Origin of the sequence: Mesorhizobium sp. M0522, from assembly GCF_040321085.1 — a bacterium.
Classification (GTDB): domain Bacteria; phylum Pseudomonadota; class Alphaproteobacteria; order Rhizobiales; family Rhizobiaceae; genus Mesorhizobium.
Map to the genome: position 1 here is coordinate 1 of NZ_JAMYQW010000072.1, position 15,134 is coordinate 15,134.

Sequence of the window (15,134 nt, forward strand, 5' to 3'; positions counted from 1 at the left end):
TGCAGACCTCGAAGCCGCTGGTCATCATCTCGGAAGATGTCGAAGGCGAGGCCCTGGCCACGCTGGTCGTCAACAAGCTGCGTGGAGGCCTGAAGATCGCTGCCGTCAAGGCGCCGGGCTTCGGTGATCGCCGCAAGGCCATGCTGGAAGACATCGCCATCCTCACCGGTGGCCAGGTCATTTCCGAAGACCTCGGCATCAAGCTCGAGAATGTCGGCCTCAACATGCTCGGCCGCGCCAAGAAGGTGTCGATCTCCAAGGAGAACACCACCATCGTCGACGGCGCCGGCAAGAAGGAAGAGATCCAGGGCCGCGTCGCCCAGATCAAGCAGCAGATCGAAGAGACCACCTCAGACTACGACAAGGAGAAGCTGCAGGAACGTCTCGCCAAGCTGGCAGGCGGCGTTGCCGTCATCCGCGTCGGCGGTGCGACCGAGATCGAAGTCAAGGAAAAGAAGGACCGCGTCGATGACGCCCTCAACGCGACCCGTGCGGCCGTCGAAGAAGGCATCGTTCCCGGCGGCGGCGTCGCCCTGCTGCGCGCTTCGCTGGCCATCACCGTCACTGGCGCCAACTCCGACCAGACCGCGGGCATCAGCATCGTGCGTCGCGCGCTGCAGGCTCCGGCCCGTCAGATCGCGGCCAACGCCGGTGCGGAAGCATCGATCGTCGCCGGCAAGATCCTCGAGAACAAGGGCGCGACCTTCGGCTACAACGCCCAGACCGGCGAATATGGCGACATGATCGCCATGGGTATCGTCGATCCGGTCAAGGTTGTGCGCACGGCTCTGCAGGACGCGGCCTCGGTCGCCGGCCTGCTGGTCACCACCGAAGCCATGATCGCGGAGGCTCCGAAGAAGGAGTCGGCTGGCGGCGGCATGCCTGGCGGCATGGGCGGCGGCGGCATGGGCGGCATGGGCGGTATGGATTTCTAATCCAGCCCCTATCAACCTACAGCGGAAAGGGCGGCAGCAATGCCGCCCTTTCCTTGTGTGCCGAACATGATCGACAACTTGGAGTGCGTCCCGAGGATCTCCTTCGAGCCTCACCGCATGGTCGAGAATTAGGATCTTGTCCGATCGAGCAATTCGCGGGCTCAACCTGGTCAAACCGGCGCCCCCTACGAACTGCCCGATCCTTGAGGATTCCGCTGCGCGACAATCACGATGATTCATTCAGTTGGTAGCTATAGGCGGTGAATCATGAGGGGCATTGAGGAGCGTGGCAAGGCGCCCATCTCGGCATTTAACCCCATCGAGCGTGATATCAGGGACAATTCTCTCATCGGACCGGCGGCTGGCGTTGAAGGACCCGGTGAATCATCCTGTTCTATAGTGGAGCAGACGCGCTCTGAGCCTCAAGATCAAGGGTTTCCTCCTCTGAGTATCCTTGATCTGCCGCTGGACATTCTCGTTGATATTGCTGAGCGGCTCAGCCCGATGGATCTGCTGAGGATGTCGCACACAAATCAAGAGCTGCGTGTCGCCGCGATGATAGTCGCAACGCCTCAAGAAAGGCGGATCCAGGTTCAGGCCATCTGTGGAGCCCTTGCAACCGGGCTCCAGCAGCGTCTCGTCGTCGTGGCAGAGGGGCCTCGTGACCCCGACGACTGCGCTTCGGCCTTGTGGGGCCTCGGAGCGGGCGTGGCAGCGCTTGCACCCGAGCTCCAGCGGCGTCTCATTCTCCTCGCCGAAGGGCTTGAGCCCAGGTCTCAGACCATTGCCCTGGAGGGCCTCGGAGCAGGCGTGGGTGGCCTTGCCCAACTTCAGCCGATCCAGGATTGCGATCAGCAGGTCATGATCTAGCGTCGTCATCACCAGCTCCCTCCGACCACCGCTTCGTACTCGGCGAGTGGCCGCAGCAAGGTGGCCGGGGGTGATCTTGATGCGCTCGGCGCGCACCGGCCCTTCGAAGCCGGCAACGCCGACAAAAGGCTCTGTCGCAAACCTGGAAATGGGGGTGTGAACGGCCATTTCGGCCTGTCCGTCAGGCAGCGAGGATATCGAAACAGCGATCGACAGACTTGTAGGCATACCTCGCCTGTCGCTTGCCCATCATGTGGATCATCTCGATGCCGGAGAGGATAACCACGGCGCTCGCCTGCGACTTGAAGCCGAGCATGGATGGAATGCGGCGCTTGATACGCCGGTGATCCTGTTCGATCCGATTGTTGAGATACCGGCTATTGCGGATGCGGATCGGCTTCAGCGGTCGCCGCGATCGCTGCCGCAGCCGGCTTTCAGCGTCGCAGGAAAGGATCGCTTCGTAATTGGTCTGGCTGCCGTCGGTGACGATGCGCTCCGGCCGGCCATGGCGCGTCAGCGCCTTGTGGAGGAAGCGTTGGGCCGCCACCAGGTCACGGTTTTCGCTGAAGAACAACTCGACCGTGTCGCCGAGGCTGTCGATGGCGCGGTAGAGATACATCCATGGCCGCAGACCTTGATGTACGTCTCGTCCATATGCCACTTGCTGCCGACCACACGCTTGCGCCGGTTGAAGCGCTCCAGCAGCTACGGCGAGAAGTGGGCGACCCAGCGATGCACGGTGGAATGGGCGACCTTCAAGCCGCATTCGGCCATCATCTCTTCCAGATCGCGCAGGCTCAGAGTGTAGGCCAGGTACCAGCGCACGCACAGCAGGATCACCGACTGGTCGAAATGGCGGCCGTTGAACATCACGTGCTCCTCCACAGCTGAGGCGTTTTTCTTGCCATGCTCCGCTTACCAAAAGGTTTGCGACAGAGCCGTTCGAACCGCATGCCGACACCATCGTCAAGGGCGGCCGCGATGTCCATTATGGCCACAAGCTCAACATGACGACGGGCAGGCAGTCTGTTCTTTCAATTTAGACCAACTATGCGGATGCCGCCTCAGTCAATTCAAGAAGGTAACCAATGCCGCGCACGGTCGTGATCCGTGGCGTTGCACCTGACCTACTCAGGTGTCCACGTAAGCGATAGATTCCGACTTCAAGCGCGTTGGCAGATACCTCGTCGTTGAACGAATAGAGGTGATCTTCCAACTGCGCACGAGGCACGATGCGGCCTGCACGGATAAGCAGATGCTCTAAAATACATAGTTCGCGGCGTGCGATCTTCAGAGGATGACCCGAGACGGAAACCTGTCGGCCGATCGGATCGAAATTGAGATTGCCAAATACAACGATGGGGTCGGTCACCTGTGTCGACCGGCGCAGAATGGCTCTCATTCTGGCGATGAGCTCATCGAAAGAGACGGGCTTGAGCAGAAAGTCGTCCGCGCCACCGTTGAAAATTGCAATTCGCTTCTCGAGATCGTTGATGCTACTCATAATGAGGGTTGGAACTGAATGCCCGTCGCTCCTTAGCTGTCTCAGCCAGCCCAAGCCATCGCCATCTGGCAGAGCCAACTCCAGCAGGAGAATTTCATAGGTTGCGCAACAAAATGCCCTCGACGCCTGTTCCAGGTTGCCAACTACATCAACGGCAAAACCGCTATCCCCGAGCGCAACTCGCACAGCGCGCGTAAGATCCACATGATGATCAATGAGCAGCGTTCGCATTTCACGTCCTATCAAGGTCGGACAGGTCACCGTCCGCTGTAAGACCGGGGCGACAGCGGAAGTCGCGCAACTCTTCGTAGTGTTCGTAACGCTCTTTCCGATGGGTGATCGCGGGAGCATGCAAGCCGCACGCCTGCAATAGTCGGGGATGGAACACGTGAAGACCTGTTGACGGGCTGAAACCGTCGGTCGGCCAGCCCACAATGCCACCGACTCTGCCTGCGATTTCTCTGCGCATCGATCCTCCTATGGGTTGCGTCGCAAACTCCAGCTGAGGTCGCAAGGCAGGTTGCGGCTTTGTTCATTGAGAGGACCCCCTGGAGGCAATACCAGGAGGATTCCCTATATGGCACTTCCCGATTTACCACCGGTCATTCCGAACCACGTTCGGCGGCTTTGAAGACACTCATTGAGCGCGGCTAGGTAAATCAAGGGTACGACCTGCCGGGTGTGGATGCCGCTTTTGAAGCAGGCATCGGCACCAGCTCGGTGAGCGTCGCCCGCGCAATTCAGCGGACGCGCTCGATACACCCAGTCGAATCGTGCCGCAACTTGCCGCGCCGAAAGGGCGCCCGAAGACTTCAGACTTGTGACCGAAGGTCTACGCCCAGTCCTCCTCCCATTATCCACCTCCCTCAAATCAAAGTGGACGTTCAATCTGAACAAATTACGCCATCGTATCACAAACGACTTACCGATCCCCGACGTGCTCTAGCCTTAGTGCTTGTTAAGAAGGTCGGCTACTGTCTCTCCGCGTCGCCGGGCATCGGCGGCGAGCCACACCTCCCCCACCTCATACACGTCGCCGTGGGTACTGAACGGCACAATGACGTCAATGGCAGCCGACAGCAGGTCAAGAAGCGTGTGGTCTTCCAAAGCAGCTCCTTGCGGGCTGCTCTTGACGAGTGAAAAGAGCTTTTTAAAGCCTTGGACCGGATCCGCCCCATGAATCGTTGATATTGATCCCGCATGGCCGGAGACGACTTCGCTAAGGTAGGCCCAAGCAGCATCATCGCGCATCTCGCCAAGCAATATTCGATCAGGGCGCATGCGCAAGCTGGCTTGCAACAGTTGCTCGGCTGTCACCGCACCTACGCTTGCTCGGTCCTTCGGATAGAGTAACCGGACATGGTTCTCGTGCGGGATTGCAAGTTCGAGCGTGTCCTCGATACTTATCAGCCTCTCTTGCGGGGGTATAGCGTTGATCAAAGTCTTGCTCATTGTCGTTTTGCCGCTTCCAGTAGGTCCGCAAAGCAGCATCGTGAGCCGCCCGCAAACGCATGCTCGCAAAAATTGCTCCAAGTCACCATGGTCGTAGTGCTGAAGAATCGTTTCGTCCTGCCGCTCTTGGCGCTCCTTTCGTGACCGCCATTGATTCCAACGCGAGTATTCGTAGCGAGAAGAAACTTCCTTGAGTTCGGTCACACGACTTGAGGGACGCCGTATCGTCAGGCTTATTGTTCCTGAGGGAACAGCGGGCGGCAAACAGATCTGCAGCCGCTCTCCGTTCGGCAGCTCAGTCGCACAGAGGGGGCTTTGCGGTCCGACATCTTGCTTGCGCAGCGCTCCAGCGAGGATCGCGATGTCCTCCAGATCGTCATAAGATAGCGGTAGCGGATGTTTCGTGAAAACGCCGGCCTGTCGGACAAAGGCTTCCCCAGGCCGGTTGATAGCGACCTCTTCGGTCCTTGGCTCCTCAAGCCATTTCAAAACAGGGTTGAGAAGCAAACGCAATTGAGGGTCAGCCTCCGGTCGCATTGTTGTCTCTCCGGCGTTGGCGATGTTGGGGGGCTGGCGCCACGGCGATCGGTCTAAGATCGTATACATCTGAGAAATCGAGGTCCCGAGCCACAAAGATCGATACAGCATCTCCCTGGTTTTTCTTCAGAGTTGGCGGAACGTTGATCGTTGCTCTAAGGGTCGTGTCAACGGCTTGTCCGGCGTTGCTCTGGAAGCTGTTGATGCCGCTTCCTCCACCTGAGCTGCCAGCGTATTGACCGGCGGCCTGAAACGCGCCTTGAATGACGCTCATGAGCATTGCTCCGCCAAAGCGCTGCCAGAAGTGATTATCCACCGTGCCAGGCATTCCGGAGCGGCCGAGCTCGTCAGCGCCCGGCGACGCTAGCGAAACGAGGGCATGGTCAGGCGTTTCGATGCGCGTCCACAGCACGAAGACACGCGCATCCCCCTGTTGGAGACCACGCTGGATCTCGCCAATCACGGTCGTCCCGCGATCCAAAAGCACCACGTTGTTGGTGGCGCCGCGGACGTCTTTAGGTAAGACGCACTTCACATAACCCGGTAAATTTGTGTCGACTGCCGTTTGCAAAATGCAGGGAATTATCGTTCCTTGGGTAATCACGAGATCAGGGTGCGGCAAAAGTGTGGCCCGGCTTGGCTCCTGTATATCTGGCTTCAATCGCCCCGTCAGATCGCCAGCGTCTGAAATCTCATGCGAGGTCGCGGGAGCATCCCTATGGTTGTCTTCGCTCCGCTGACCGTCGTTGGGCATTTGACCGCTGCCACTGTAGGCGAAAATTGGTGTTTCCTCCGGCGGCGGATCAGCTGGCGCCGGAGGCGGCGTGGATGGCGCAGGATCTCCTGCCTGCGCCGCCTGTACGGGTGCTGGAGCTTCGGGAGCAATCTCAATCGGCACGGGGCGGAATGGCTCGGCGTCGGCGACAATTGGAGGTTTTGGCTGAGTTGGCTCGTCTTGTGTGCTGGGACGACCGCCGAGCCAGATGAGCGATAGAGATGAGATGAGAACAAGAGCAGCGACGGCCAACTTCTGCAATCCCGAAACATGCCGGCGGGCCGGCTCCGAGACCATCGATCCTGAGGCATGGACATCATGTCCCGACTGTGGGCCGGTTTCATTCATCGGCCGGGCCTTTCAAAACGCGCCACACGTCGGGTGTCACTGTACCGGTCCCTGGCGCTCGTCCCACAGGGTCATAAGCCCTGTTGAAAATGGACAAGACCGTATTGCCATCTCTCAGACGCCATTCCCGGGCGACTGCGGATACTTCAACATAGTCTCCTTTGACCGTGTAATTGGCAGCGGCTTCCTTGCCGTCGGGATTGATAATGTAGAGGGAGGGTATGCGGGAATTGCTTGCGAAGCCAAATACGGTGGTAAAGCCATTATCGAAAACTTCCAGCGGCGCCAGCGATCGATCGCCCTTTGCGACGTAGTGAAAATTGCTTTCGTCCGGACTGGTAGTTGCGGCGGGCCGATTCAACAAATCCTGAACTCTCTCGTCGCGCAGCACTTTCGCCCGGGCCTGACCAAGAATCGAGCGCCTTTCTGCGTCCTTTCTCTGAGCAGCAGCCTCATCAGCAGGATAGGTGAACTGCACACTGTAGTATAGGTCAGGTTGCTGCTCATCGAGTTTTGGCATCGCTCTCGTTGAAATACTGAAGACGTATCTCCGTGTACCGGACTCACTCTCGGCCAGCACGATGACCGGCTGCGGCGGGAGCATCCGGCTAGCCTTAAAAAAGAGATAGTTGGCGCGCGGGAGCGCAGCCAGGTCTTTGCTATTGGAAACGGCCACGGCTGCGACTGTCTCGTTGGCCGCGAATGTGACAACCAGCGTTGCCCCCACTGCGGTAGACAGGCGCACCACTTCGTCAGGACGGTAAGCCAGGTAGCGCATGCGCGCATCATGCTTGCCGGCAAGTGGTGTGTCTTCCGCGGACGCTTCCATCGTTAAGAAGAGTGAACAGACCAGCGCGAGAAACGCTCTTTTTGTCATGGCTGCACATAGCCCAGGTTCGATACGCTATCTTCCGAGCTTTGATAGGAAGTGACGAGTAGACCTCCCGGATTGGTGAGCCTCGATTGCCCAGGCAGACCCGTCAAGCGCTCGTAGCGGATGGTAGCTGTCCAGGTGGTCACTATCGGCATCTGCCCATCGACAACAAGCGTACGTTTGTAACGGATCTGTTGAACGTCCGGACTGATGTCGTTTGAAGAAATATGCCCGACCTCGAGCTTGCCGCGTTTGCCGACCGTGACTTGCGGCGAGGTGGGATTCGGATAGTTGAAGAAATCTTGATATTGCTGTCGCACAGCCGGCGCGCTGAAACTGGATACGAGGTCATAGGCGTATTGGGCTGTATCTGCTGTGTACCCCTCGCGCAGGCGTACATATTCCCACAGCGAAGCATTTATGACGGCTCGGTCTTGGGTTGCCGGCAGTCGAGAGACTGACACTTCGCTGTCGACGGTCCCATCCGGCCGGACCCAGAGGAACACAGGTACGAGCTTGGCCAACGGGACCATGGCAGCAATGGTAAATGCCTGGGCAACATTTCCTAGGACCGCCGCTGCGGCAAAGGCTATCAGGGCCTTTGACAGGCGCCGCGCAGACTTCGCTCGTGAAGTTTGAAACGCTTCCACCTTCTTATAGTGGGCGGCTAGCGTTTCTCTCTCCACCAGAAGGGCATGTTCAGGAACTTTCACTTTGGCTCTTCCGCGCATTCGACCTGAAGATCCTCAGGGGTGGTTTCCCATTGTCCCACGTTCAGTTGGAATGGGGCACCCGCGCATGTCGCAAGCCCATGGCTCGTCTTGCAGGCGGCCAAAGCGAGGATTGACAGAAGTAGGCAATATTTCATGTTTTTGGCACCGAGCTTGTCGATTGATTAACCACCCGCCGTTTTGGCAAAGTGGCGATTGAGGCTGTTAAGAGGTCGGTTCGCACCTCCCCAAGAGCCGCCGGCGATGCTGCTGGCGATCGTCGGAAGCGCGACGATCAGAGCGTCACCAGCTAGGAAAAGCATGTCGAGCTCGTAAAGCCCGATGATCTTGGCTGCTGTCGTGCCCGAGAATTTGATCATCAAAAGCATGGCTGCCAGCGAGACTGCTTCGGCAGCGATTACTATCGTTGCAACGATGTTGAGGAGGAGAAGCAGCAGCCCGTACGAGAGCAGTTGGCCGATCCATCTGGTGGCTATGTCTCGAGTGTGATCAAAAAGGTAGCCTACAAGGACCAGGGGGCCGATCGTCAAGAGCACCTTCGTCAGAATTCCAACGGCATCGTAGATCTCGAACGCTGTCCACAGCGCGCCGTAGAAAATCCATTGCGCTCCCTCGAAAGCAAGTATGTCCTGGCCGTTCATAGGCCCAATTTCGGAAGCAATCAGCTGAAAGACATACTGGCTTGAAGCAAACATGAGATCGAGCTTCTGGGGGATTCCGATGAAGGGCAAGTCGCTGCCACTGATGTCGTGAGCCAACCTCGGAATCGTGTCGTCGAAGAGCGCTTCAATGTACTGCTGATAGTTGGCCTGCCCTAAGATAAGGGCAACGACAATCGACACCATGATTACGCGCGAGATACCCCCGCGCGCATCGACTTGACCACGCATGACCAGACAGCCTTGGATTATTATCCAGAGCGTGACACACGCAACCAGAGGCGCACTGACCGCCTCTTGGATGTTTTCAAGCACTTTGTGCAGCCCGGACGTGAAGGCCCCATGAAAGATCGTGTGTATAGTCGTGAATGGCGCGGGAATTTTGAAATTCATGGCGTGAGCCTGATGTGTCCCTGATCAGCGCAGCTTAGCAGGATGAACTCTGTGTGGTTTACGGGAGGATGCTAAACATATTAGCGGTGTCCTGATGTTCGCGACGCTGCGTGGCGGCCTCCTCCACGGCGTGAAGGCTCCCTTGTGCAGTGGCCATTGTCAGCAGACTCGTGGCCTGGACATTTTGGATCATCGCATCGTGAATCTGCTTGAGGACCAGACCGTTGGTCACGGTGGCCTGCATAATATTTCCCGAGCGGGAAAGCTGACCAAGCGTGCCGGCGTTATCCTTAAGGCGCTTGTCCATCATGCCCAAAGTGTCGGCTGCAATAGCTGCGGCATTGGCGGCCCCGGCGATTTGTCCCTGTAACAGTTTCGCTTCTGAATCGGTGCCGTTGACTATCCGATTTGGGTCCTTCGCAATGTTACGGGCCATAATCGAAGCTGGCGCCCGAGCATCAAACATCTGCTCCTCCAGCTTATTGCTCGACGGGTAGTGATTTCCTTGGTTCAGTGAGCTTAGCAGTCCCGTGACAGCGAATGACGACGTTAGAATTGTCACCATTTCAATCGTGGTAGCGAGCGTCTCGATTGACCTCTCAAGGATCGCCGCATTGGAAAGGGCTGTTAAGGTCGCTTGTGTTTCTGTTACAGGGTCGCTGACGATAAATTGCGAACGGGCCTGTCCGTGAAGCAGAAGGGAAGCAGCAAGGGTCGTTACTGCAAGTTTGGCAAATTTCATGAATATTCCTCCGTCAGTCTTGAACTTCGTGGTACCGGGCCATGAACTTGTCGAGCCACCCACTTGGGGCGTCTCCGTGCTGGTTACGAAGCTGGTCGGCAAAGCGCACTGTGTTGGCCCGCCCCGAGAGTACGGCTACGTACTCGCGCATCTGCCCAAGATCGAATTCGCAAACAATACTCCCGCTATCGCGCTTGAGCAAAAACTTGCGGCTGCCGATTGCCATTCCCTGGCGGATTGCCTCGAACTCCTGCGCAGTGCACTTCAAGCCATCGACATACGCAGAGCGGTCCGCCGTCGGTGATGGGTAGAAAATTTTCGTCATACATTGCGCAACGAGACTAGCTCCGAGAGGCGATTCCAGAACGTGTTCAGGCTGCTGCGTTGCGAGTATCAACATGCCGTTGTTTTTGCGGACCGTGAGCAAGAACTTGTCGATAACGGCCGAGAATTGGGGGTTTAGTAGATAGAATCGAAATTCGTCGCAGCTCATGACGAACCGACGACCATCGACGATAGCGCCCACTCGATGCAGAAGGTATGCGGCGGCCGGTGCACAGACCTCCTCATATTCCAGGAGCTGCGTCATGTCGAAGCCCGTAATGGAGGCATCCAGCCTTACTTCGTCCACGTCGCCGTCAAAAGCCCATCCAAGCGCCCCCCCTCTACACCACCGCTGCAGCCGTGCTCCTGCGCCCTCGGAGGGGCTGTGCAATAGGAATTCGCGCAGGCCCGCAAGTGAGCGCATAGGGGGTTCGAACGAAAGCTGACGAACAATGCCGCGTTCCAGCCGACGGCTTTCCTCCGGCGAGATCGGACCACGGCCGTCACTCTCGATCAGGGCCATCAACCACTCGCGTAGAAAGTCTCGCGAGGCGGAGGTGTTGTCCAGTCCACGCAGAGGGGCCAAGCCGCTCGGAGCGCCTCTGCGCAACGCAAGATATGTCCCTCCCGTGGCTCGCACCAGCAGTTCACCACCCCGATCCTTGTCGAAGAAGACGATCGCACCATTGCGATCGACCAGGCTTTGCTCAAGCATCGCGAGGACAAAGGTCATCAGCGTCGTCTTGCCTTTGCCAACGGGCCCGAATATTGCCGTCATGCCGACGTCATTCTCATGGGGGATGTAGTCGAAAGAAGTTCCACCGTTTGTGCGAAAGCGCGCAACAGCATTGCCCCAGTGGCCGGAACTGGAACCGCTTGGGAAGTTCTCAAATGAGACGAGCCCGGCAAAATTGTGTGAGGTGATCGCCCCCGGGCGCGTGCGCCACCTGTTGTTCCCCGGAAGTTGGGACCAATATGCGGCCTCCATGCCGATGCCCTCTTGGACGATAACGGCGCCCGCGTCGGCCAGCCGTGCGCGGGCACTTGCTGCGCGATCTGCAAGGGTATTGAGGCTGTCGGCATAGACGCACAGGCTCAGATGATGCGAACCCATCACGAATTCGTTGCTTGCCAGTGCGTCCTCTGCCTCGGCAAGTTCATTGATCTGGGTGAGGGCCTTGTCGCCGGCACTCGTCATCTGGCTGGACTTAAGGCTTAGTTTGGCATGAGCTTGTGGGCGAGTGAGGAAGGAAAAGCTCTGGCTCAGGACAAGCGGGAAGTTGGCGGACAGCAAGGAATTTAGCATGCCCGGCCGCGTCGTCGCCGGATATTCACGGAACGAAAACAATGATCCGACGGAGCTATCCCCGGGCCTTCGAATCTCAAGCGCCCGCTTCCCGCAGATGACCTGGTCAGTGTAGATCGAGGCGCCAAGTGAGCCGGTAACCATCGGAACCGGAAGAAACCGGCAAGTCATCATGAGCCGAAGCGCCTCGCCGATTTCCGTGAAGAGCACGTTGCCTTTCTCTCGAATGCCCAACCGGCGCAGACCGTAACCGCCGAGTGCGCCAGCAATGATGTGCCAGAGGTCTTCCAGGCTCCGCATTTGGGTGGCTAGATCGTGCTCATTCCGTCTGCGGGACTTGGCAATCCGCAAGCCGATCTTGCCGATTGCGGTGCGGGGGGACACGATCAAAGTGAGGAAGTGATCGTTGCGAAAGAGCTTTCCCGACAGCACACGACGCTCGTAGGCCTCGCTCAGACTGCCAGCGAATGCACTTTGAAACTGGCGCGGCGCCGGCGCCGGCACATCGTTGTGTCTCACAAGATGAGCGTATATCGAGACATTGTCGTCGGCGATGTTGCGCAAGAGAGTGTTGAACGCGCGGCAGCGCGAGTTGCGCATCTCAGTGTCTTCCAAATCAAAGGGCAGACCGTTCACATGTGCCATGGCCATGATCGATCCGTCTTCCAGAATGACAACCTGATCGCTTACGTGACCAACATACGGAAGGTAGATCTCGCCAGACCTCTCGGTCCGGCCGCTGGCGCCGAACATTACACCATTCCTCTTCCGCGTTTCGGCACTCTGATCGGATTGGCGCTGACGCTTGCGCCTCCCCAGACCGGCCCGTCCACGCTTCTGCCGGCCGTCTGCAAATAGAGCAGCACGACGCTTGCCGCGTTATAGTCACGCTCAACAACCAGCCGTGCTCCGAACCAGAGTGGCGCGAGAACGATTTCGTAAAGCGGGTTCTGAAGGATAATGATAACAAGCCCAGCCAACATCATGAGCAATCCGGCCAGCGTCAGCGGCACCCCCAGAAACAGTGCGGGGCGCGTCGCCGCCACATAGAGGGTGCTCACTTCCAACCGGTCGCTCATCAGCCACCGCCTATGAGCGCCTTGCCCAGGAAGCTGGCCCCGAACATGATGACGATCCCTCCAACGACACCCGCAACCAGGCCAAGTGAAGCACGACCGAACATCCAAGAGATACCGATGGCTACGAGCCCGAGCACGGCCAGTGATTGTCCAAAGGGGCCAAGTATGAACGTGCAGATATTCTGGACCATCTTGGCAGGATCCGTCCCTCCGGTCACCTGAGCCGCGGCTGGCCCGCTGTAGAAGACCGTCCACGCCGCGCCTGCAGCAGCGGCCGGTACATATTCAGCCGCTATGCGCAGCATGGAAAAAGGCGAAGGAACACGCGTTTTAAGCGCACGAAGTATCTTGAGTGGCGTCATCATTGCATCTCCATGTTTCAATCGAATACGAGTTTGTTCGGGTTCGAGGGTTCCCGTGCTTTCGCAGCCTGGCTACCTGTCGGATCGGAGGGATCGGCCCCGGAGCGGTCTGGCTGATACGAGCCCCAGATGTCCCAAGAATCTTGGTTGGGCTGCTTCTTTCTATTGGCCTGTTGGCTCTGCTGGAGCAGAGGCGGCACGGCTTTCCGACCGGGTGCCTCAAGGTGCGGCACATCTCGAGCAGTCGGCTCCAGCGTTCTCTCAAGGAGACTTGAGATGTCCTTTGCGGCCGACTCGACCTTGCGTACATAACCGTTGGCGAAGCCATGCGTGACGTCGCCCGTGTTATAGGCCGAGATGGCACGGCGAAGCGCCAGTTGCTGTGCCACAGCAGTGGTGCCGCCGGCATACCGGCTTTCAAGCAAGTGGGCGGCAGCCGAAAGCGAGGCGCAGGGCTCGAAAGCCCTTTCCGGCGTGAGATTGAGCATGGCAAAGTTCTTGCTGTTTATCTGCATCAATCCAACATCGACAGAATGTTGTGCTTCGAGGCGTTCCTTGATGCCCCGCGTGGCTTCCAGGTGGTCTATCCAGCGAAGCTGCTCACCTGTGGTGTTGTCATGAGCCACCAGCGTTTCAAAGCCACTTTCAATCTTGGCAATCGCGGCGAGGGTGGACGGCGCAACCCAGGGGGCGCATTTGCGCGACAGGCTGCGGAACTCACGCGGAGAAAGTGGCGCGGGCTCGGCTGGGAGTGACATGGATGTCATCAGGACGATGGCCAGCGGCCAAGCTGCAATAAACATTCCCTATCACCTACCTTTCCAAGCCGCCGGACGGGTTCTGGCCCTGTCCGGCACGCGCTTATCGGGGAGGTTTGTTACTGTGTGATGTTCAAGTTCAGCTTTTCGGTTTCAATTGAAGCAAAGACCGTGTTCGTATCAGCGTGGGTGAGCATCTTGCGCATGCGTGGGTGGCGCGGGCCCGATCAGCCAGCGACATCCGGAGCATCTTGGTACAATGACTCCTGTACAGGATTGCTCGTCCCGGCCGTCCGTTGCTCCTGGAGTGTGGGCCGCGACTTTGGCGTCATGGATGGTACTTCTGTCAGCGCCAAGCCAAGGACAAAATGGGGAGCTTGGCGGGCTTGTTCAGGCTCGGGATCACCGTGGGGAATCGACTAAGGCGATAAAGCGGCCCAACTTTGCCGGTATGCTGCCGGTCCTTAAAGAGCAGCCATGCGCGGCCCTGCACACTCAGATCATTGCTTGAGACGCGAGCTCGTCCGTGAAGCTGGCTCGAAGGCGCAAATCCGCGGCGGCGAGGGTCAACTGGGAAGACGTGGCGGCGCAGCCCATCCTGGTGCGAGCCTCGTTCAGCTGTTCGGCCGCCGCCGCCAAAGGGTGGATCATGCACAGTCCCATCGGCAGATAACCGCACGTCATTGACGGAGTCCGACGGCGCAATGGACAAGCATAGTGACACGCTCAAGATGGAGGAGTTGCAGTAACTGAGAAATGTTAGCCCGGACGTTCACCGCAACCGGCGACCTGCCGGTCGCCGAACAGCATTTGAGGCCGCCGGCCACCTTGGACGAAGCCGGCTTGGCAGGAGACACACTATTTTGCACAAGGCCGCTGCAGCGAATCACGGTCTTCTTCCGCCGACCGCCTCTCCGATCAAGCCAAACGCCGCGCTGCTCAACCATGTCCGAGCTGGATCCACGAGCCGGAGGATATCGAGATGATCCAGGTCCGCAAACTCCAGGATGACCAGGATGCAACGGCATAGCAGGAAACTTGGCATCCATGAGGTCGAACTTGAGTGATATTGGCAGGCCTGCACCAACGGGGGAGCTCGAAGCGAAAAAGCGAAGGACCACACGGCAGGGTCATGTCGGCGCTTGGACCTGTCTGGTGGCCACGGGCTGCCTTGGTGCGGTCAATTCGCTGGGGATGAAAAGAACAGGACGAGCACGGCCTCACATTGGCCGCACGCAACGGCGAGTGGTATCAAGGAGCAGCTGTTCTGGGTCGGTGCCCCAGGGTTGCTCGGCAACAGGTTTAGACAAGGGGATTCAAGATTGAAGGTGCGCCGTTGAAACATGTTCTTGTCATTGACGATGATGCCGCAATGCGGCGCCTCATCGCCGAGTATCTCACGATGCATGCCCTGAAGGTAACCGCAGTCCACGATAGCAAGCAGTTTGACTATGTTCTTTCACGTGAGCCAGTCGATCTCGTGGT

General features: G+C 58.2%; 14 protein-coding genes and 2 pseudogenes. 2 read left to right on the plus strand and 14 right to left on the minus strand.

What is annotated here, in order from left to right:
- The coding region (gene groEL / locus NKI58_RS34615) for a chaperonin GroEL (RefSeq protein WP_352854456.1) at positions 1-935 on the plus strand (935 nt) is incomplete at its 5' end.
- A gap of 384 nt (positions 936-1,319) precedes the next feature.
- Here the strand turns inward: groEL and NKI58_RS35710 are convergent.
- From NKI58_RS35710 to NKI58_RS34685, 14 genes and pseudogenes are all read right to left on the minus strand, one after another.
- On the minus strand, positions 1,320-1,973 hold the full coding sequence (locus tag NKI58_RS35710; RefSeq protein ID WP_502894663.1) for a hypothetical protein: 654 nt from the start codon (positions 1,971-1,973) through the stop codon (positions 1,320-1,322).
- A 13-nt stretch (positions 1,974-1,986) separates the two neighbouring features.
- Positions 1,987-2,675 (minus strand): annotated as a pseudogene (locus NKI58_RS34625) (IS6 family transposase).
- Positions 2,676-2,853: 178 nt separating this feature from the next.
- Complete coding sequence (locus tag NKI58_RS34630) at positions 2,854-3,540, minus strand: response regulator (protein WP_352722050.1); 687 nt, start codon at positions 3,538-3,540, stop codon at positions 2,854-2,856.
- 717 nt (positions 3,541-4,257) lie between these two features.
- Entirely contained in the window at positions 4,258-5,298 is a 1,041-nt protein-coding gene (virB11, locus tag NKI58_RS34635) for a P-type DNA transfer ATPase VirB11 (RefSeq protein ID WP_352854458.1), read from the minus strand.
- Positions 5,282-6,421, minus strand: coding sequence for a type IV secretion system protein VirB10 (gene virB10, locus NKI58_RS34640; RefSeq protein WP_023679589.1), 1,140 nt, complete (start codon positions 6,419-6,421; stop codon positions 5,282-5,284). Before virB10 ends, virB11 begins: the two co-directional genes overlap by 17 nt.
- Complete coding sequence (locus tag NKI58_RS34645) at positions 6,414-7,298, minus strand: TrbG/VirB9 family P-type conjugative transfer protein (RefSeq protein WP_023679588.1); 885 nt, start codon at positions 7,296-7,298, stop codon at positions 6,414-6,416. The genes virB10 and NKI58_RS34645 overlap by 8 nt, the downstream gene beginning before the upstream one ends.
- Positions 7,295-8,008, minus strand: coding sequence for a type IV secretion system protein VirB8 (locus NKI58_RS34650; protein ID WP_023679587.1), 714 nt, complete (start codon positions 8,006-8,008; stop codon positions 7,295-7,297). Before NKI58_RS34650 ends, NKI58_RS34645 begins: the two co-directional genes overlap by 4 nt.
- On the minus strand, positions 8,005-8,163 hold the full coding sequence (locus NKI58_RS34655; protein WP_081731114.1) for a type IV secretion system lipoprotein VirB7: 159 nt from the start codon (positions 8,161-8,163) through the stop codon (positions 8,005-8,007). The genes NKI58_RS34650 and NKI58_RS34655 overlap by 4 nt, the downstream gene beginning before the upstream one ends.
- Before the next feature lie 27 nt (positions 8,164-8,190).
- Positions 8,191-9,078 (minus strand): type IV secretion system protein, encoded by an 888-nt coding sequence (locus NKI58_RS34660; RefSeq protein ID WP_023679586.1) that lies wholly within the window; start codon positions 9,076-9,078, stop codon positions 8,191-8,193.
- Positions 9,079-9,136: 58 nt separating this feature from the next.
- Complete coding sequence (locus NKI58_RS34665; protein ID WP_023673704.1) at positions 9,137-9,820, minus strand: TrbJ/VirB5 family protein; 684 nt, start codon at positions 9,818-9,820, stop codon at positions 9,137-9,139.
- 13 nt (positions 9,821-9,833) lie between these two features.
- Positions 9,834-12,203, minus strand: coding sequence for a type IV secretion/conjugal transfer ATPase VirB4 (gene virB4 / locus NKI58_RS34670; RefSeq protein ID WP_023679585.1), 2,370 nt, complete (start codon positions 12,201-12,203; stop codon positions 9,834-9,836).
- Positions 12,203-12,529, minus strand: a complete 327-nt coding sequence (locus tag NKI58_RS34675; RefSeq protein ID WP_023679584.1) for a type IV secretion system protein VirB3 — start codon at positions 12,527-12,529, stop codon at positions 12,203-12,205. Before NKI58_RS34675 ends, virB4 begins: the two co-directional genes overlap by 1 nt.
- Positions 12,529-12,834, minus strand: a complete 306-nt coding sequence (gene virB2, locus NKI58_RS34680; protein ID WP_245274807.1) for a pilin major subunit VirB2 — start codon at positions 12,832-12,834, stop codon at positions 12,529-12,531. Before virB2 ends, NKI58_RS34675 begins: the two co-directional genes overlap by 1 nt.
- A gap of 74 nt (positions 12,835-12,908) precedes the next feature.
- Positions 12,909-13,694, minus strand: a complete 786-nt coding sequence (locus tag NKI58_RS34685) for a type IV secretion system lytic transglycosylase VirB1 (protein ID WP_023673708.1) — start codon at positions 13,692-13,694, stop codon at positions 12,909-12,911.
- 1,291 nt (positions 13,695-14,985) lie between these two features.
- Between NKI58_RS34685 and NKI58_RS34690 the strand changes: the two are divergent.
- Positions 14,986-15,134 (plus strand): annotated as a pseudogene (locus tag NKI58_RS34690) (DNA-binding response regulator); the annotation flags it as partial.

What these genes read in the sequence shown, in the direction of transcription:
- NKI58_RS34675 (WP_023679584.1), bottom strand. Translation starts at nt 12,529, where the DNA reads ATGAGCGACCGGTTGGAAGTGAGCACCCTCTATGTGGCGGCGACGCGC.
- NKI58_RS34665 (WP_023673704.1), bottom strand. Translation starts at nt 9,820, where the DNA reads ATGAAATTTGCCAAACTTGCAGTAACGACCCTTGCTGCTTCCCTTCTG.
- NKI58_RS34630 (WP_352722050.1), bottom strand. Translation starts at nt 3,540, where the DNA reads ATGCGAACGCTGCTCATTGATCATCATGTGGATCTTACGCGCGCTGTG.
- NKI58_RS34645 (WP_023679588.1), bottom strand. Translation starts at nt 7,298, where the DNA reads ATGACAAAAAGAGCGTTTCTCGCGCTGGTCTGTTCACTCTTCTTAACG.
- NKI58_RS34660 (WP_023679586.1), bottom strand. Translation starts at nt 9,078, where the DNA reads ATGAATTTCAAAATTCCCGCGCCATTCACGACTATACACACGATCTTT.
- NKI58_RS34655 (WP_081731114.1), bottom strand. Translation starts at nt 8,163, where the DNA reads ATGAAATATTGCCTACTTCTGTCAATCCTCGCTTTGGCCGCCTGCAAG.
- virB4 (WP_023679585.1), bottom strand. Translation starts at nt 12,203, where the DNA reads ATGTTCGGCGCCAGCGGCCGGACCGAGAGGTCTGGCGAGATCTACCTT.
- NKI58_RS35710 (WP_502894663.1), bottom strand. Translation starts at nt 1,973, where the DNA reads ATGGCCGTTCACACCCCCATTTCCAGGTTTGCGACAGAGCCTTTTGTC.
- virB11 (WP_352854458.1), bottom strand. Translation starts at nt 5,298, where the DNA reads ATGCGACCGGAGGCTGACCCTCAATTGCGTTTGCTTCTCAACCCTGTT.
- virB10 (WP_023679589.1), bottom strand. Translation starts at nt 6,421, where the DNA reads ATGAATGAAACCGGCCCACAGTCGGGACATGATGTCCATGCCTCAGGA.
- virB2 (WP_245274807.1), bottom strand. Translation starts at nt 12,834, where the DNA reads ATGCTGCGCATAGCGGCTGAATATGTACCGGCCGCTGCTGCAGGCGCG.
- NKI58_RS34685 (WP_023673708.1), bottom strand. Translation starts at nt 13,694, where the DNA reads ATGTTTATTGCAGCTTGGCCGCTGGCCATCGTCCTGATGACATCCATG.